14 protein-coding genes are annotated in these 17,551 nt (G+C 65.7%); 11 read left to right on the top strand and 3 right to left on the bottom strand.

What is annotated here, in order from left to right; translation table 11 throughout:
- Nucleotides 1-68 precede the first annotated feature (68 nt).
- The 9 genes from NX778_RS20670 to NX778_RS20630 all read left to right on the top strand — a co-directional run bounded on the left by NX778_RS20670 (nt 69) and on the right by NX778_RS20630 (nt 9,894).
- Nucleotides 69-965, top strand: coding sequence for an NAD kinase (locus tag NX778_RS20670; RefSeq protein ID WP_258813677.1), 897 nt, complete (start codon nt 69-71; stop codon nt 963-965).
- A gap of 19 nt (nt 966-984) precedes the next feature.
- Nucleotides 985-2,649: a DNA repair protein RecN gene (gene recN, locus NX778_RS20665; RefSeq protein ID WP_258813676.1), complete on the top strand. Its 1,665-nt coding sequence runs from the start codon at nt 985-987 to the stop codon at nt 2,647-2,649.
- A gap of 3 nt (nt 2,650-2,652) precedes the next feature.
- Nucleotides 2,653-3,336: an alpha/beta fold hydrolase gene (locus tag NX778_RS20660; RefSeq protein WP_258813675.1), complete on the top strand. Its 684-nt coding sequence runs from the start codon at nt 2,653-2,655 to the stop codon at nt 3,334-3,336.
- An 88-nt stretch (nt 3,337-3,424) separates the two neighbouring features.
- Nucleotides 3,425-4,528, top strand: coding sequence for a ferrochelatase (gene hemH / locus NX778_RS20655; RefSeq protein ID WP_258813674.1), 1,104 nt, complete (start codon nt 3,425-3,427; stop codon nt 4,526-4,528).
- Between the two features lie 396 nt (nt 4,529-4,924).
- On the top strand, nt 4,925-5,473 hold the full coding sequence (gene grpE, locus NX778_RS20650; RefSeq protein ID WP_258813673.1) for a nucleotide exchange factor GrpE: 549 nt from the start codon (nt 4,925-4,927) through the stop codon (nt 5,471-5,473).
- Between the two features lie 55 nt (nt 5,474-5,528).
- Nucleotides 5,529-7,517: a molecular chaperone DnaK gene (dnaK, locus tag NX778_RS20645; protein ID WP_258813741.1), complete on the top strand. Its 1,989-nt coding sequence runs from the start codon at nt 5,529-5,531 to the stop codon at nt 7,515-7,517.
- A gap of 124 nt (nt 7,518-7,641) precedes the next feature.
- Complete coding sequence (gene dnaJ, locus NX778_RS20640; protein WP_258813672.1) at nt 7,642-8,769, top strand: molecular chaperone DnaJ; 1,128 nt, start codon at nt 7,642-7,644, stop codon at nt 8,767-8,769.
- An 82-nt stretch (nt 8,770-8,851) separates the two neighbouring features.
- Nucleotides 8,852-9,526, top strand: coding sequence for a carbonate dehydratase (can, locus tag NX778_RS20635; RefSeq protein ID WP_258813671.1), 675 nt, complete (start codon nt 8,852-8,854; stop codon nt 9,524-9,526).
- Nucleotides 9,523-9,894: a nucleotide pyrophosphohydrolase gene (locus NX778_RS20630; protein WP_258813670.1), complete on the top strand. Its 372-nt coding sequence runs from the start codon at nt 9,523-9,525 to the stop codon at nt 9,892-9,894. The genes can and NX778_RS20630 overlap by 4 nt, the downstream gene beginning before the upstream one ends.
- Nucleotides 9,895-10,048: 154 nt before the next feature.
- Here NX778_RS20630 and NX778_RS20625 read toward each other — a convergent pair whose 3' ends face one another.
- From NX778_RS20625 to NX778_RS20615, 3 genes are all read right to left on the bottom strand, one after another.
- On the bottom strand, nt 10,049-11,659 hold the full coding sequence (locus NX778_RS20625) for a methyl-accepting chemotaxis protein (protein ID WP_258813669.1): 1,611 nt from the start codon (nt 11,657-11,659) through the stop codon (nt 10,049-10,051).
- 189 nt (nt 11,660-11,848) lie between these two features.
- A complete protein-coding gene (locus NX778_RS20620) occupies nt 11,849-13,444 on the bottom strand; it encodes a methyl-accepting chemotaxis protein (protein WP_258813668.1) in 1,596 nt (531 codons plus the stop codon).
- Between the two features lie 116 nt (nt 13,445-13,560).
- Nucleotides 13,561-15,012: an NAD-dependent succinate-semialdehyde dehydrogenase gene (locus NX778_RS20615; RefSeq protein ID WP_258813667.1), complete on the bottom strand. Its 1,452-nt coding sequence runs from the start codon at nt 15,010-15,012 to the stop codon at nt 13,561-13,563.
- A 283-nt stretch (nt 15,013-15,295) separates the two neighbouring features.
- On the opposite strand from NX778_RS20615, the gene NX778_RS20610 reads away from it, so the two are divergent.
- Together NX778_RS20610 and NX778_RS20605 are read left to right on the top strand one after the other, a co-directional pair.
- Nucleotides 15,296-16,054, top strand: a complete 759-nt coding sequence (locus NX778_RS20610) for a gamma-glutamyl-gamma-aminobutyrate hydrolase family protein (protein WP_258813666.1) — start codon at nt 15,296-15,298, stop codon at nt 16,052-16,054.
- 123 nt (nt 16,055-16,177) lie between these two features.
- Nucleotides 16,178-17,545, top strand: a complete 1,368-nt coding sequence (locus tag NX778_RS20605) for a glutamine synthetase family protein (protein WP_258813665.1) — start codon at nt 16,178-16,180, stop codon at nt 17,543-17,545.
- The last annotated feature ends 6 nt before the right edge of the window (nt 17,546-17,551 follow it).

Below are 17,551 nucleotides of genomic sequence, written 5' to 3'. Positions count from 1 at the left end.
CGCAGGTAGCCCGCGCCGGGTTTATCGGTTAATCTGCCGCGTGTGCCATCCAACATCGACCGCAAGCCATGACGTCTAATTCGCAAAAAACCATCGCGCTGGTCGTGCGGCAGAACACCGCCGGCATCGAAGAGCAGGTCGCGGGCATCGTCGCCTTCCTGCAGGACGCCGGCTACCGCGTGGTGTTCGAGGCCGAGACGGCCAGGCATGTGCAGGCCGGCGGCGTGGCGTCCATGAGCGCGCAGGAGATCGGCGAGCACGCCTCCTACGCGGTGGTGATGGGCGGCGACGGCACCATGCTCGGCATCGCGCGCCAGCTGGCCAAGTACGAGGTGCCGCTGATCGGCATCAACCAGGGCCGCCTGGGCTTCATCACCGACATCCCGATCGAGCGCATGCTGCCCGCGCTCGGCGAAATCCTCGCAGGGAACGCTACCGCCGAACAGCGCACCCTGCTCGAAGGCCGCGTGATGCGCGATGGCGCCATGATCTTCTGCGGCATGGCGGTCAACGACGTGGTGGTCGCGCGCGGCACCGGCGCCGGCATGGCCGAACTGAAGGTCACGGTCGACGGCCAGTTCATGTACAACCAGCGTTCGGATGGCCTGATCATCACCACGCCGACCGGCTCTACTGCCTACGCGCTATCGGCCGGCGGCCCGCTGCTGCACCCGAGCGTGCGCGGCATCGCGCTGGTGCCGATCGCGCCGCACGCGCTGTCCAACCGGCCGATCGTGATTCCCGACCAGAGCGAGATCGTGATCGAGATCGTCAATGGCCGCGACATCAGCGTCAACTTCGACATGCAAACCTTCGCCAGCCTGCAGCACGGCGACGAAATCGCCATCTCGCGCTCGCCGCACAGCATCACCTTCCTGCATCCGAAGGAATGGAGCTACTACGGCACCCTGCGCGAGAAGCTGCACTGGAACGAGTACCCGTCCAGCGACGGCAAGCTGAAATAACCAAGGATTCCCACGCACCATGCTGCGCACCCTGACCATCCGCGACTTCGTCATCGTCGATGCCATCGAGCTTGAATTCTTTAGCGGCTTCTCCGTCTTCACCGGCGAAACCGGCGCCGGCAAATCCATCCTGATCGACGCCCTGCAGCTGGCGCTGGGCGGCCGCGGCGAAGCGAGCATGGTGCGCGAGGGCGCGCCCAAGGCCGACATCACGGCCGACTTCGCGCTCACGCCCGAGGCGGCCGAATGGCTGGCCCACAACGAGTTCGCGGTGGAGGAGGGCGGCGCGCTGCTGCGCCGCGTGATCGATAACGCCGGCCGCTCCAAGGCCTTCATCAACGGCGTCGCCGCCACCGCCGCGCAGCTGCGCGAGCTGGGCGAGATGCTGGTCGATATCCACGGCCAGCATGCGCACCAGTCGCTGCTCAAGCTCGAGGCGCAGCGCGCGCTGCTGGACAACCAGATCGCGGTGCGCGAGCCGTCGGCGCGCGCCGACATGCAGGCCGTGTCCGCGGCCTACAAGACCTGGCGCGCCCTGTCGCGCCAGCTGGAGGAATTCGAGACCAACTCGCGCAATGTGCTGCTGGAGCGCGAACGCCTGGAGTGGCAGGTCGGGGAGCTCGACAAGCTGGCGCCGAAGCCCGGCGAGTGGCTCGAGATCAGCAATGAGCACAGCCGCCTGTCGCACGCGGCCAGCCTGCTGGAAGGCGCGCAGGAAGCGCTGTCGGCGATCTCGGAATCGGACCATCCGATCCTGTCGCAGCTGGCGGCGCTGAACCAGAAGCTGGGCAAGCTGGTGGATGTCGACGCCGGCTTGCGCGCGGTCCTCGACTGCATGGAGCCGGCACGCATCCAGCTGCAGGAAGCGGTGTATGCGCTCAACGACTACATCGATAAAGTGGAGCTGGACCCGGCCCGCCTGCGCGAGGTCGACGCCCGCATGGAAGCCCTGCACAGCAGCGCGCGCAAATTCCGCGTGCAGCCGGAAGAACTGCCCGGGGAGCATGCGCAGCTGGCCGCCAAGCTGCGCCAGCTGGCCGATGCCAGCGACATCGACGGCCTGCGCCAGCAGGAGCAGAAAGCCAAGGAAGTCTACCTGCGGGCGGCGGACAAGCTGTCCGGCCTGCGCGCCGAAGCCGCGCGCGCGCTGGGCGAGCAGGTGACGATCGCGATGCAGGAACTGTCGATGAGCGGTGGCCGCTTCGAGGTCGCGCTCAACGCCGGCGAACCGTCGGCGCACGGGCTGGAACAGGTCGAGTTCCTGGTGGCCGGCCACGCCGGCGTGGCGCCGCGATCGCTGGCCAAGGTGGCCTCCGGCGGCGAGCTGGCGCGCATCTCGCTGGCGATCTCCGTGATCACTTCGCACGCGACGGTGACGCCGACCCTGATCTTCGACGAGGTCGACAGCGGCATCGGCGGCGGCGTCGCGGAGGTGGTCGGGCGCCTGCTCAAGCGCCTCGGCCAGCAGCGCCAGGTGCTGTGCGTGACCCACTTGCCGCAGGTCGCGAGCCAGGCCAGCCAGCACTTCCAGGTCGCCAAGGGCACGCTCGATTCGGGCAAGACCGTTTCGCGCATCGACGTGCTGGGTTCGCGCGCACGGGTCGAGGAAGTGGCGCGCATGCTGGGCGGGATCGAGATCACCGAGACCACGCGCAAGCACGCGCGCGAGCTGTTGGCGTCGTAATCCATGCTGCCGCTGGTCCTGCTGCCGGGCTATATGCTCGACGAGACGCTCTGGGACGCGGTCGCCGGCCAGCTGGGCGCGCCCACCTACCGGCTACCGCTTGCGCCTGGAGATGACATCGACGCGATCGCGCACGGCATCGCCAACGCGGCGCCGGAGCGCTTCGTGCTGGCCGGCTTTTCGCTGGGCGGCTATGTGGCGCGCAAAGTGGCCGAGCTGTATCCGCAGCGCGTGGCGGCCCTCATCCTGATCGCCACCTCGCTGCGCGACGACACCGAGGAGCGGGCCACAGCGCGCCGCAAGGTGGTGCAGCTGATGAACGCCGACAGTTTCCGCGGCCTGAGCACGCACTCGATCGCCAGCTCGCTGCACCCTGGCCGGCGCGGCGACAAGGAACTGCTGGCGCGCATCCGCGCCATGGGCGAGCGGCTCGGCTACCAGGCGCTGGTCACGCAATCGAACTTGCGGCGCGACGGCATTGCCGCCGCCACGCTGAGCTGCCCGACGCTGGTCATCGCGGCCGCCGAGGACGAGCTGCGCTCGGCGGAGGAAAGTCGCGAGCTGGCCGCGGCCATTCCCAACGCCACCCTCAAGGTCATCGAGGACAGCGGTCACCTGATTCCGATCGAACAGCCCGATGCCCTGGCCGCCACCGTCCGCGCCTGGCTTGGCGCGCTGCACATTTGAGCCACGCCGCCCCCCGGCGCAAATACTTGGGTGCACCAGTAGTGGCTGAATTTATAATAGCGGGTTCCCAGCCGTTCTCAACGCAGCCATGTCTTTCCGAAAAGAACCTCCGCACACCCACGGCAATATCGCCAAGAGCGCTGTCGTGCTCGTCAACCTCGGCACGCCGGACGCGCCGACACGGCGGGCCCTGCGCCGCTATCTCAAGGAATTCCTGAGCGACCGGCGGGTGGTCGAGATCCCGCGCGCGGTCTGGTGGTTCATCCTCACCTTCATCATCCTGCCTTTCCGCTCCGGCAAGTCGGCCGCCAAGTACAAGCTGATCTGGATGCGGGAAGGCTCGCCGCTGCGGGTCCACACCCAGAAGCAGGCCGCGCTGCTGGACACCATGCTGGAAGAGCGCGGCCACCACGCGGTCAAGGTGGCCTACGCGATGCGCTACGGTTCGCCCGCGCTGCCGCAGGTGCTGGACCAGCTCAAGGCCGAGGGCTGCGACCGCATCGCGATCCTGCCGGCCTACCCGCAGTATTCCGGCACCACCACCGGCTCGATCTGGGACGCAGTGTTCGCCCACTACGCCCAGGTGCGCAACGTGCCCGAGCTGCGCCTGGTCAAGCACTACCACGACCACGACGGCTACATCGACGCCCTGCGCGACAGCGTGCTGGAATATTGGGAAAACCACGGCCGCGGCGACAAGCTGGTGATGAGCTTCCACGGCGTGCCCAAGCGCACCCTGCTGCTGGGCGACCCCTACCATTGCGAATGCCACAAGACGGCGCGCCTGCTGGCCGAGCGCCTGCGCCTGGGCCCCACCGATTACGTGGTCACCTTCCAGTCGCGCTTCGGCCGCGCCGAATGGCTGCAGCCGTACACGGCCGGCACCGTGGCCCAGCTTGCGCGCGAGGGTGCGCGCCGGGTCGACGTGCTCTGCCCCGGCTTCACCAGCGACTGCCTGGAAACCTTGGAAGAAATCAATATGGAAGTGCGGCGCGAATTCGAGGCGGCGGGCGGCCAGGACTACCATTACATCCCCTGCCTGAACGAAACGCCGGCCTGGATCGCCGGCATGGCCGAGATTGCCGAACAGCATTTGATCGGCTGGCCAACGATGATGAGCCCGTCGCAACGGGATGCAGAAAAGCGCGACGCCGACACCGGGCGTGAGCGCGCGCTCCAGCTGGGGGCCTGAGCACCCGGCTGTTACAATGTCAGCTTGTCAGGGCTGTGCCCCCACCCCGGCGTAGCAGATCCACGCCATCGCGACGATGGTGTAGGCCACGATCGCGGCGCTGATCAATTGTAATTTCATGATTGGGTTCCAGTCGAATTGGCGAAACCGTACGTTGTGCGCTACATAAGCTTGCACATCTCATATTAGATCGACTGGTTCTTGAAAGTATCCCCGAGTGCGTAAATTTTGTAACAAATAGTACACATACAACGCTTTTCGGCGCCGCCGGGCGATTTGTCATTTTGCTCTGCATTCCCCTTGAAAATGTCGGAGTACGCCCCATATGCGGGCCTGTACGACTGGCAGGATCAATTCCCACTACCGCCAAGTCCCTGATTCGAGGAGATTTTTCCGATGCAAGACCAAGAAAACCAAGAGCTGCCGAACCAGGCGGAAGGCCAGGAAGCCTCCCAGCCGGCGCCGGCCCAGGAAGCCGCCGCCGAGACCGGCCTGGAAGCCCAGCTGTCCGCCACCGAGGCCAAGCTGGCCGAGATGCATGACGCCTTCATGCGCGCCAAGGCCGACGCCGAGAACATCCGCCGCCGCGCCCAGGAAGATGTGAGCAAGGCCCACAAGTTTGCCGTCGAAAGTTTCGCCGAAGCGCTGTTGCCGGTACGCGACAGCCTCGAGATGGCCCTCAAGGTCGAGTCCGGCGACGTGAACGCCCTCCGCGAAGGCGTCGAGATGACGCTCAAGCAGCTGACCGCCGCGTTCGAACGCAACCGCCTGGTCGAAGTGATGCCCCAGCCGGGCGACAAGCTCGACCCGAACAAGCACCAGGCCGTGGCCGTGGTGCCGGCCGACCAGGAAGCGAATACCGTCGTCAACGTCCTGCAAAAGGGCTACATGATCGCCGACCGCCTGCTGCGTCCGGCCATCGTGACCGCGGCGCAGCCGAAATAAGAAAAATCCTGCGTGTTGGCTGGCAAAAGCCCTTGAAAGCACGCAGTTTTTCCCAATATTTGAGCCATCTGAAACAAAATTTCATAAAAGGAAAAAAATCATGGGCAGAATCATCGGTATCGACCTGGGGACCACCAACTCCTGCGTCGCCATCATGGAAAACGGCCAGCCGAAGGTGATCGAGAACGCGGAAGGCGCGCGCACCACGCCGTCGATCATCGCTTACCAGGACGATGGCGAGATCCTGGTCGGCGCCCCGGCCAAGCGCCAGGCGGTCACCAACCCGAAGAACACCCTGTTCGCCGTCAAGCGCCTGATCGGCCGCAAGTTCGACGAGAAGGAAGTGCAAAAGGACATCAAGCTGATGCCCTACGAGATCATCAAGGCCGACAACGGCGACGCCTGGATCCAGGTGCGCGACAAGAAGCTGGCCCCGCCGCAGATCTCGGCTGAAGTGCTGCGCAAGATGAAGAAGACCGCCGAAGACTACCTCGGCGAAGACGTCACCGAAGCCGTGATCACGGTGCCGGCCTACTTCAACGACTCGCAGCGCCAGGCCACCAAGGACGCCGGCCGCATCGCCGGCCTGGACGTCAAGCGCATCATCAACGAGCCGACCGCGGCCGCGCTGGCTTTCGGCCTGGACAAGACCGAAAAGGGCGACCGCAAGATCGCCGTGTATGACCTCGGCGGCGGCACCTTCGACATCTCGATCATCGAGATCGCCGACGTCGAAGGCGAGAAGCAGTTCGAAGTGCTGTCGACCAACGGCGACACCTTCCTCGGCGGCGAAGACTTCGACCAGCGCATCATCGACTACATCATCGACGAGTTCAAGAAGATCAACGGCCTGGACCTGTCGAAGGACCCGATCGCCCTGCAGCGCATCAAGGCTTCGGCCGAGCGCGCCAAGATCGAGCTGTCGTCCTCGCAGCAGACCGAGATCAACGAGCCGTACATCGCGATGGCCAACGGCGCCCCGGTCCACCTGAACCTGAAGATCACCCGCGCCAAGCTGGAAGCCCTGGTCGAGGAACTGATCGAGCGCACCATCGAGCCGTGCCGCACCGCGATCAAGGACGCCGGCGTCAAGGTCACCGACATCGACGACATCATCCTGGTCGGCGGCATGACCCGCATGCCCAAGGTGCAGGAGAAGGTCAAGGAGTACTTCGGCAAGGACCCGCGCAAGGACGTGAACCCGGACGAAGCCGTGGCGGTCGGCGCGGCGATCCAGGGCTCGGTGCTGGCCGGCGACCGCAAGGACCTGCTGCTGCTGGACGTGACCCCGCTGTCGCTGGGCATCGAAACCCTGGGCGGCGTGATGACCAAGATGATCCAGAAGAACACCACGATCCCGACCAAGTTCTCGCAGGTGTTCTCGACCGCCGACGACAACCAGCCGGCCGTGACCATCAAGGTCTACCAGGGCGAGCGCGAAATGGCTGCCGGTAACAAGGCGCTGGGCGAGTTCAACCTGGAAGGCATCCCGCCGGCGCCGCGCGGCACCCCGCAGGTGGAAGTGACCTTCGACATCGACGCCAACGGCATCCTGCACGTGGGCGCCAAGGACAAGGCCACCGGCAAGGAAAACAAGATCACCATCAAGGCCAACTCGGGCCTGTCGGAAGACGAGATCCAGAAGATGGTGAAGGACGCCGAGCTGAACGCGGCCGAGGACCACAAGCTGAAGGAACTGGCCGAGTCGCGCAACCAGGGCGACGCGCTGGTCCACTCGACCCGCAAGTCGCTGGGCGAGTACGGCGACAAGCTGGAAGGCGGCGAGAAGGAAAAGATCGAAGCGGCGATCGCCGACCTGGAAGGCGCCCTGAAGAACGGCGACAAGGCGGACATCGATGCCAAGATCGCGGCCCTGACCACTTCGGCCCAGAAGCTGGGTGAGAAGATGTACGCCGACATGCAGCAGCAACAGGCTGGCGGCGCGCAAGCGGGTGCACAGGCCGGCGGCGCCGAGCAAGCTTCGCAGCCCAAGCAGGACGACGTGGTCGACGCCGAGTTCAAGGAAGTCAAAGACGCGAAGTAATGCAGGATGGATTGGCCGCGGCCGATCCAGCGTAAAATGCCGAGCCGAAGCAACCGTGTGGTGTTCGGCTCGGTTTTTTTGCACATACCGTTTCGTTAGAAGATAGACAGCAAGGTGCCCGCAAATGGCAAAGCGTGATTTTTACGAGATCCTCGGGGTCGCGAAGACAGCCTCGGAAGAGGACATCAAGAAGGCTTATCGCAAACTGGCGATGAAGTACCATCCTGACCGCAATCCGGACAACAAGGAAGCGGAAGAGAAGTTCAAGGAGGTCAAGGAAGCCTACGAGATGCTGACCAATCCGGAGAAGCGCGAGGCCTATGACCGCTACGGTCACGCCGGCGTCGATCCGAACAGCGGCGCGGGCGGCTTCGGCGGCTTCGGCCAGGGCGGTTTCGGCGATGCGTTCGGCGACATCTTCGGCGACATCTTCGGCGGCGGCGGCCGCCGCAACGCCGGCCCGCAGGTGTACCGCGGCGCCGACCTGCGCTACAACCTCGAGATCACGCTGGAACAGGCGGCCCACGGCTACGACACCACCATCCGCGTGCCGAGCTGGGACAAGTGCGACACCTGCCACGGCAGCGGCGCCAAGCCGGGCACGCAGCCGGTCACCTGCACCACTTGCCACGGCCATGGCCAGGTGCGCATGCAGCAGGGCTTCTTCTCGATCCAGCAGACCTGCCCGAAGTGCCACGGCAGCGGCAAGGTGATCCCGGAGCCGTGCGCGGCCTGCGGCGGCGCCGGCCGCATCAAGCGCAACAAGACGCTGGAAGTGAAGATCCCGGCCGGCATCGACAACGGCATGCGCATCCGCTCCACCGGCAACGGCGAGCCGGGCACCAATGGCGGGCCGCCGGGCGACCTGTACGTGGAGATCCACATCAAGCCGCACCAGGTATTCCAGCGCGAAGGCGACGACCTGCACTGCGAAATGCCGATCTCCTTCAGCACTGCCGCGCTGGGCGGCGAGATCGAAGTGCCGACCCTGTCGGGCAAGGTCTCGTTCACCGTCCCCGAAGGCACCCAGACCGGCAAGACCTTCCGCCTGAAGGGCAAGGGCATCAAGGGCGTCCGTTCAGGGTATACTGGCGATCTGTTTTGCCATGTTGCCGTCGAGACACCGGTCAAGTTGACCGACAAGCAGAAAGACCTGCTGCGGGAATTCGACCGGCTGACCAGGGAAGGCGGCGCCAAGCACAGTCCGCAAAGCAAGGGCTGGATGGACAAAGTGAAGGACTTCTTCGAATAAGTCCGAACCGCTGGATGGCGCAAGTCTCCGGCGGTTTTTTTTGCCCGCCGGCCCGCGCACGAACCAAGGAATAAGGAATCACATGCCTAATACCAAACCCATCACCAAAGAACTGTTCGCGCGTAACCGCGCGTGGGCGGATTCGGTGGTCGCGCAAGACCCGGACTTCTTCAAATCGCTGGCCGCGCAGCAGGCCCCCGAGTACATGTGGATCGGCTGCTCGGACAGCCGGGTGCCGGCGAACGAACTGCTGGGCATGCTGCCGGGCGAGATGTTCGTGCACCGCAACGTCGCCAACGTGGTCGTGCACTCCGACCTGAATTGCCTGTCGGTGCTGCAGTTCGCGATCGAGGTGCTGAAGGTCAAGCACATCATCGTCTGCGGCCACTACGGCTGCGGCGGCGTCGGCGCCGCGCTGACCGGGCGCCGCGTCGGCCTGGTCGACAACTGGCTGCGCCACGTGCAGGACGTCAAGCACAAGCACGGCCGCTACCTGGGCGAAGTGATCCCGAAAGGCGAAGGGCACGACCGCCTGGTCGAGCTGAACGTGGCCGAGCAGGTGGTCAACTGCGCCCAGACCACCATCGTGCAGGACGCGTGGGATCGCGGCCAGGACCTGACCATCCACAGCTGGGTGTACGGCCTGAAGGACGGCTTGCTGCGCGACCTGGGCATCACCGTGTCCAGCGCCGACGAACTGGCGCAGAAGTACGATGCGCTGCTGGCGCGCTACGCGGACGGCTGGATCCCGGCGTGAGCGAGCTGGCGCGCCTGCGCGACCTGGTGCGCGCCTTCGTCGACGAGCGTGACTGGGACCAGTTCCATACGCCCAAGAACCTGTCGTCGGCGCTGGCGGTCGAAGCGGCCGAGCTGCTGGAGCACTTCCAGTGGCTGCGCGACGGCCGGCCCGAGGAACTGGGCGAAGCCAGGCTGCGCGAAGTGCGGCACGAGATGGCCGACGTGCTGGTGTACCTGGTGCGCCTGGCCGACAAGCTCGACGTCGACCTGGCCGCGGCGGTGGACGAGAAGATGGTGCTCAACCGCGCCAAGTATCCGGCCGACCTGGTGCGCGGCGATGCGCGCAAGTACTACGAGTACAAGCGCAATTTGGAAAAAGACTCTTAAGTGAACGTCGTCCTCGCGCAAGCGGGGACCCCGTTTTGCGTGCGTGGCCGCTGAATCAAGCGCGGCCACAACGCTGAGGAACGGGATTCCCGCCTGCGCGGGAATGACGTTCTCTTTTTCGTTTCGAGATCTCGACTGGCCTGCTTCGCGCCTTCTACGCCGCGAGCGCGAGGCTGCGCGCCCCGCCGGCCCGCCGCGGCAGCGCGTGCACGCTCGCATCCTGCTCCAGCTGGAACACGCTCACCACCTGCTCCAGCTGCTGCGCCTGTTCGCGCATGGCCTCGCTGGCGGCCGCCGCTTCCTCGACCAGCGCCGCGTTCTGCTGGGTCATATTGTCCATCTCGCTGATGGCCTGGCCGAGCTGGTTGATGCCCGCTTCCTGTTCGGTGGTGGCCAGCGCGATGTCCTGCATCAGCGCGCTCACCTCGCGCACGCTGGTCACGATCTGCTGCATCGTGGAGCCGGCCTTGTTCACCAGGCCGCTGCCGTTGCGCACTTCATGCACCGACACCTCGATCAAGGTCTTGATCTCCTTCGCCGCACTGGCCGAACGCTGGGCCAGGTTGCGCACCTCCGCCGCCACTACCGCGAAGCCGCGTCCCTGTTCGCCGGCGCGCGCCGCTTCCACCGCCGCATTCAGCGCCAGGATATTGGTCTGGAACGCGATGCCGTCGATGACGCCGATGATGTCCGTGATCTTGCGCGCCGACGCGTTGATCGCGTCCATGCTCTGCACCACCTGGGCCACCACCGCGCCGCCTTCCTCCGCCACCTTCGATGCGCCGCTGGCCAGGTGGTTGGCGTGGCGCGCGTGCTCCGCGTTCTGGCGCACCGTGGACGTCAGTTCCTCGACCGAAGCCGCCGTCTCTTCCAGCGAGCTGGCCTGCTGCTCGGTGCGCGCCGACAGGTCTTCGTTGCCTTGCGCGATCTGGGCCGAGGACGAGGCGATCGAGGCGCTGCTGTCGCGCACCTCGCTCACCACCCGGTACAGGTCGCGGTTCATCCGGTTCAGCGCCGACAGCACCTGGCCGGTCTCGTCGAGTGCATAGTCTTCCTCGCGGTTGTGCAGGCGTCCTTGCGCCACCGCGTCGGTGTGTTCGACGGCGCGCGCCAGCGGGCGGCTGATCGAACGCGTGGCCAGCACCGCGCTGGCCAGCGCCGCCGCCAGCGCCGCCAGCCACAGCCCGCCCAGCACTTTCTGGCCGGCCGCGCCGCGCGCCCGCAACGCCTGGGCCAGGCCGGCCGCCAGCGTTTTCTCGTGTTCGACCAGCTTGTTGATTTCCCCGATGTAAGCCTGCTGCGCCTCCGCCATCGGGCCGCGCGCGATGGTGCCGGCCTCGTCGGCGTCACCCAGCTTGCGCGCCTGCATCGCCTTGTCGCGCAGCGCGATGTAAGCCTTGCGCTTGGCGCCGATGCTGGCGTACAGGCCCTTGCCTTTCTGGTCGTCGATCAGGGCTTCGAGCTGCTTCTGCAGGCCCGAGATGTGGGCGCTGGTGTCCTTCATCTGCGCCGCCAGCGAATCGCGCTCGGCCTCGTTGGTCGAGATGACCACGATGCCGGTGCGCACGCCGTTCAGTTCCGTGGCCGCGCGCCAGTCGTTGATGATGCGGACCTTGGCCAGCGCGTCCGTCATCATTTCTTCGGCGCGGACGCCGAAATCGCGCAGCAGCCAGATGCCGACGCCCGTCAGCAAACTCATTAATATGCAAATAATTGCATAACTGGCGCCCATCCGGGTGCCGATCTTCAGGTCGTCGAGTCTCATTTGTCGTTTTCGTTATAAAGATGATCCCCCGGCTGTCTCCCCGCCGGTTGTTATGCGAGGCTCATGAAAGCCTGCCGGTCCATTATGCTCCGGCGCATCAAATTTTGTAACTGTCGGGCAACTCGTGAGGTTCTTCGGCAACAAAAAAGCCCGGCGCGAGGCCGGGCTTGCTGCGGGCGGGCGATGAGTTCAGGCTGCCAGAGCGATCGCCCGGCTGTCGCTGCGCCCGCGCCGCGGCAGGGCTTGCACGCTGGCGTCCTGGCTCAGCTTGAACACGCTGACCGCCTGTTCCAGCCCGGCGGCCTGCTGGCGCAGGGCGCCGCTGGCGGCGGCCGCTTCCTCGACCAGCGCCGCGTTCTGCTGGGTCACGGTATCCATCTGCACGATGGCCTGATTGATCTGGCCGATGCCCGATTCCTGCTCGCTGCCGGCGCTGGCGATCTCGCGCATGATCGCGGTGACGCGGCTGACGCTTTGCACGATCTCCTCCATCGTCTTGCCGGCGCGTTCCACCAGCACGCTGCCGTTGTCGACTTCCCGCACCGAGGCCTCGATCAGCGACTTGATCTCCTTGGCCGCGCTGGCCGAGCGGTGCGCCAGGCTGCGTACCTCGGTGGCCACCACCGCGAAACCGCGCCCGGCCTCGCCCGCGCGCGCCGCTTCGACAGCGGCGTTCAGGGCCAGGATATTGGTCTGGAACGCGATGCCGTCGATCACGCCGATAATGTCGGTGATCTTGCTGGCCGACGCGTGGATCGTGCCCATGGTCTGCACCACCTGCGCCACCACGTGGCCGCCGGCCACCGCCACCTGCGAGGCGTCGGCCGCCAGCTGGTTGGCCTGGCGCGCATTGTCCGAATTGTGCTTGACGGCGGCGGTCAGTTCTTCCATCGACGACGCCGTTTCTTCCAGCGAACCGGCCTGCTGCTCGGTGCGCGCCGACAGGTCTTCATTGCCCATCGCGATCTGGCCGGAGGCGGTGGCGATCGCGCTGCTGCTGTCGCGCACGGCGCTGACGATGCGGTGCAGGTCGCGCTGCATCAGGTTCAGGGCCGTCAGCAGCTGGCCGGTCTCGTCGCGCGCATAGACGTGCTCGCGGTGGTCGAGCTCGCCTCGGGCGACGGCTTCCGCCATTTCGGTGGCTTCGCCCAGCGGGCGCGTGATCGAGCGCGTCACCAGCACGGTCCAGCCGATCGCGAGCACGATCGACACCGCCCACAGGCCGGCCAGCAGCATGCGCCCGGTGTCGCCCTTGGCCATCACCAGCGCGGCTTCGGCGTCGGCCTTGTTGCGCTGGTGGCGCGCCAGCTTGCCCAGCGCTTCGGAGTAGTCGGCCATGGTGGCGCTCATCGCGGCCTCGCTCGCTACCGGGTCGGCGCCCGGCGCGAAGGCCGCGCTGCGCGCCTTGATGTACGCGGCGCGCCTGGCGCCCACCTCGGCCAGCATCTGCTTGCCGGTGTCGGTCGCGACCAGTGCGGTCAGCTGGCGCTCGACGTCGGTGATGCGGGCGCTGGTGCGTTCCACCTTCTGGTTCAGCGCCGACTTGATGGTGTCGTTGGTTTCGCCCAGCAGGTCGCTGGCGCGCGCCGCGTTCAGTTCCGCCGCACCCTGCCACTCGATGGCCAGGCGTTCCTTGGCGATCGTGTCCTGCAGCAAAGTGTTGGTGTTTTTCTTGTAGTCGCCCAGCAGGACGAAGCCGACCGCCGTCAGCACGGTCATCATGATGAGCAACAAAGTAAAACCGGCACCAAGCCTGGTGCCGATTCGTAGGTCAGCAATTTTCATTCGCGATGCCTGATTATTGAGGATAGGTAGGTGGATGATCACATATTATCGGTCAATAACTTTTCGCTATGCAAGAATAATAATTATCATTCAATGCATATATCGCGCATTGCAACTTACATCCCCATGCAGATGTACTTGATCACCAGGTAGTCATCCATGCCGTACTTCGAGCCCTCGCGGCCCATGCCGGACTGCTTGACCCCGCCGAAGGGCGCGATCTCGTTCGAGATCAGGCCGGTGTTGACGCCGACCATGCCGGTCTCGATCGCCTCGGCGACGCGCCAGGCCCGGCCGATATCGCGCGAGTAGAAGTAGGAGGCGAGGCCGAACTCGGTGTCGTTGACCATCCCGATCACTTCCTCCTCGGTCTTGAAGCGGAACAGCGGCGCCAGCGGGCCGAAGGTTTCCTCGTGCGCGACTTTCATGTTGGACGTGACATCGGCCAGCACGGTCGGCTCGAAGAAGCTGTGGCCGAGCGCGCTGCGCTTGCCGCCCAGCTGCAGCCGCGCGCCCTTGGCCAGCGCATCGGCGATGTGGTCCTCGACCTTTTCCACCGCCTTTTCGTTGATCAGCGGCCCCTGGTTCACGCCGGCGTCGAGGCCGTTGCCGATCTTGAGCGCGCGCACCTTCTCGACCAGCTTGCGCGCGAACTCCTCGTACACCCCGTCCTGCACGTACAGGCGGTTGGCGCACACGCAAGTCTGGCCGGCGTTGCGGTACTTGGACGCGATCGCGCCTTCCACCGCGGCGTCGAGGTCGGCGTCGTCGAAGACGATGAAGGCCGCATTGCCGCCCAGTTCCAGCGAGATTTTCTTGACCGTCGGCGCACATTGCTCCATCAGCAGGCGGCCGACGGCGGTCGAGCCGGTAAAGCTCAGCTTGCGCACGGTCGGGTTGCCGGTCATCTCGCCGCCGATCGCCTTGGCGTCGCCGGTGACGATCGAGAACACGCCCTTGGGCACGCCGGCGCGTTCGGCCAGCACCGCCAGTGCGAACGCGGAATAGGGCGTCAGTTCGGATGGCTTGAGCACGATCGGGCAGCCGGCCGCCAGCGCCGGCGCGACCTTGCGGGTGATCATCGCGGACGGGAAGTTCCACGGCGTGATGGCGGCGCACACGCCGATCGGCTCGCGCGTCACGATCAGCTTGCGGTCGGGCCACGGCGACTGCAGCACGTCGCCGTCGGCGCGCTTGGCTTCCTCGCCGAACCACTCGAAGAACGAGGCGGCATAGCCGATCTCGCCCTTCGATTCGGCCAGCGGCTTGCCCTGTTCCACCGTCATCAGCTGCGCCAGGTCGTCCGCGTTGGCCAGCATCAGGTCGCTCCACTTGCGCAGGATCGCGGCGCGTTCCTTGGCGCTCTTCTTGCGCCAGGCCGGCCAGGCCGCGCGGGCGGCATCGATCGCGCGCCGCGTTTCATCCGCGCCCATGTGCGGAACGGTGCCGACCAATTCGCCGGTGGCGGGGTTGTGCACTTCGACGGTGGCGCCGCCGCTGGCGTCACACCATTCGCCGTCGATGTAAGCCTGTTGGCGCAGCAGGGAGGGGTCGTTCAGGTTCAGCATGGGGGCCTCGTCGGTGTCTGGTCAATCCAGCCATGTTAGTGCTTTTCTCACGTCTTCGCCGGACGGCCCCTATCCCTGTTCGGTTCGTGTTGGCACCTTTCCCCGCTTGCCGTTAAGCTTTTGCCATGGACAGCGCGCACAACGCGCGCGGCGACTAGCAGATTTTTCCGATCCGCGTGGCATGGCTGCGCGTGATTTTGACCTGGATTAATGGCCACTCGCATTCGGACCTGAATGCAATTATGATGGTTCCTATGCGTCACACTACGAGGGTAGGGAGACCATGCGCCCCATCGTTATCGTTCCGGCTTGCACGCGCGATTTTGGCGAGCACCCGTATCACGCGGCACAGTACAAGTATGTCGACGCGGTGATGCTGGGCGCCGATTGCGCGCCGATGATCCTGCCCTCGCTTGGCGCCGACCTCGATCTCGACACCGTGCTGGCGCTGATCGACGGCATCATGCTGACCGGTTCGGCCTCGAACGTGCATCCCAGCTATTACTCCCAGGACGTGCTCGACCCCTCGCTGCCGCAGGACCGCGCGCGCGACGAAACCACCTTGCCGCTGGTGCGCGCCGCGGTGGCGCGCGGCATTCCGCTGATCGCGATCTGCCGTGGCTTCCAGGAGATGAACGTGGCGCTCGGCGGCAGCCTGCACCAGGCCGTGCAGACGGTGGCCGGCAAGATGGACCACCGCGAGAATCCCGAGCTCGGCATGGACGAGCAGTACGGCGATGCGCACAAGGTGCAGCTGGTACCCGGCGGCATGCTGGAACAGCTGCTGGGCGTGCCCGAAATCCCGGTCAATTCGCTGCACGGCCAGGGTGTCAAGGAACTGGCGCCGGGGCTGGTGGTGGAAGCCACCGCGGAAGACGGCCTGGTCGAGGCATTCTCGGTCGGCACCGCGCCCGGCTTCACGCTGGCGCTGCAATGGCACCCGGAATGGCGCATCACGCACAACCCCTACTCGATGAAGATGTTCGGGGCCTTCGGTGAGGCCTGCCGCGCCTACCAGGCAGGGAAACGGAGCCGAACATGACCACCGCCTACGAAAAGTGGGCGGCGCGCGCCGTCCCGTAGTTTCGCCGCTGTCCTTTCCATGGCCCCGCCGGGCCGCGCTTCCGCGCGCCTGCGGCCGATCCAACAGACAGTGAGGCGATACATGGCAATCCGCGACAATTTCAGTTACACCGATATGGACGAGTGGCTCAATGCGAAGCGAGTCACCGAAATCGAATGCCTGGTGCCGGACCTGACCGGGGTAGCACGCGGCAAGATCCTGCCGCGCGTGAAGTTCACCGAGGAGCGCGGCATGCGCCTGCCCGAGGTCGTGCTGGGCATGACCGTCACCGGCAATTCGCCCAGCGGCGACGCAGCCTTCGAGCGCGCGATCTCCAGCACCGACCGCGACATGATCCTCAAGGCCGACCCCACCACCATCACCACCGTGCCGTGGGCGGTGGACCCGACCGCTCAGGTGATCCACGACTGCTATTTCGCCGACGGCGCGCTGGTCGACTTCGCGCCGCGCTCGGTGCTCAAGCGGGTGCTGCGGCTGTACTGCGAGCAGGGCTGGAAGCCGCTGGTCGCGCCCGAGCTGGAGTTCTACCTGACCGCCAAGAACATCGACCCCAACCTGCCGCTCACGTCCCCGATCGGCCGCAGCGGGCGCTCCGAGACCAGCCGCCAGGTCTACAGCATCGACGCGGTCAATGAATTCGACCCGCTGTTCGAGGACATCTACGACTACTGCGACATGATGAACCTCGACGTCGATACGCTGATCCACGAGATCGGCGCCGGGCAGATGGAGATCAACTTCCAGCACGGCGACCCGCTCGGGCTGGCCGACAAGGTGTTCTACTTCAAGCGCACCCTGCGCGAGGCCGCGCTCAAGCACGACATGTACGCCACCTTCATGGCCAAGCCGATGGGCGGCGAGCCCGGGTCGGCGATGCACGTGCACCAGAGCGTGGTCGACGAGCATGGCTGCAACATCTTCAGCAACCCGGACGGCTCCGAGGCCGCCATCTTCCACCACTACATCGGCGGCCTGCAGCGCTACATGCCGTCGGCGATGGCGATCGTCGCGCCCTATGTCAACTCCTACCGCCGCATCGTGCGCCACACCGCCGCGCCGATCAACCTGCAGTGGGGCGTGGACAACCGCACGGTGGGCTTCCGGGTGCCGGTGTCGGGCGCGCAGGACCGGCGCGTGGAGAACCGCGTGATCGGCGCCGACGCCAATCCCTACCTCGCGCTGGCGGTGACGCTGGCCTGCGGCTACCTCGGCATGCTGGAGAAGATCGAGCCGACCGCGATGGTCGAGGCCAGCGCCTACGACATGAAGGTCGAGCTGCCGCAGGGACTGCCGGAAGCGCTGGAGCTGCTGCGCGCCGACGCCAAGCTGCGCCACGTGCTGGGCGAACGCTTCATCGACGTGTACGCGGCGATCAAGGAACTCGAACACCAGGAATTCATGACGGTCATCAGCCCGTGGGAACGGGAGCACTTGCTGCTGCACGTCTGACCCAGC

Origin of the sequence: Massilia terrae, from assembly GCF_024753145.1 — a bacterium.
GTDB classification, from domain to species: domain Bacteria; phylum Pseudomonadota; class Gammaproteobacteria; order Burkholderiales; family Burkholderiaceae_D; genus Telluria; species Telluria terrae.
Note: the sequence above shows the minus strand (reverse complement) of the source record. Positions and strands in the feature narration are given on the sequence as shown.

Bases quoted from the DNA above. Each gene is read 5' to 3' on its own strand.
- NX778_RS20670 (WP_258813677.1), top strand. From the start codon at position 69: ATGACGTCTAATTCGCAAAAAACCATCGCGCTGGTCGTGCGGCAGAAC.
- recN (WP_258813676.1), top strand. From the start codon at position 985: ATGCTGCGCACCCTGACCATCCGCGACTTCGTCATCGTCGATGCCATC.
- NX778_RS20660 (WP_258813675.1), top strand. From the start codon at position 2,653: ATGCTGCCGCTGGTCCTGCTGCCGGGCTATATGCTCGACGAGACGCTC.
- hemH (WP_258813674.1), top strand. From the start codon at position 3,425: ATGTCTTTCCGAAAAGAACCTCCGCACACCCACGGCAATATCGCCAAG.
- grpE (WP_258813673.1), top strand. From the start codon at position 4,925: ATGCAAGACCAAGAAAACCAAGAGCTGCCGAACCAGGCGGAAGGCCAG.
- dnaJ (WP_258813672.1), top strand. From the start codon at position 7,642: ATGGCAAAGCGTGATTTTTACGAGATCCTCGGGGTCGCGAAGACAGCC.
- can (WP_258813671.1), top strand. From the start codon at position 8,852: ATGCCTAATACCAAACCCATCACCAAAGAACTGTTCGCGCGTAACCGC.
- NX778_RS20625 (WP_258813669.1), bottom strand. From the start codon at position 11,659: ATGAGACTCGACGACCTGAAGATCGGCACCCGGATGGGCGCCAGTTAT.
- NX778_RS20620 (WP_258813668.1), bottom strand. From the start codon at position 13,444: ATGAAAATTGCTGACCTACGAATCGGCACCAGGCTTGGTGCCGGTTTT.
- NX778_RS20615 (WP_258813667.1), bottom strand. From the start codon at position 15,012: ATGCTGAACCTGAACGACCCCTCCCTGCTGCGCCAACAGGCTTACATC.
- NX778_RS20610 (WP_258813666.1), top strand. From the start codon at position 15,296: ATGCGCCCCATCGTTATCGTTCCGGCTTGCACGCGCGATTTTGGCGAG.
- NX778_RS20605 (WP_258813665.1), top strand. From the start codon at position 16,178: ATGGCAATCCGCGACAATTTCAGTTACACCGATATGGACGAGTGGCTC.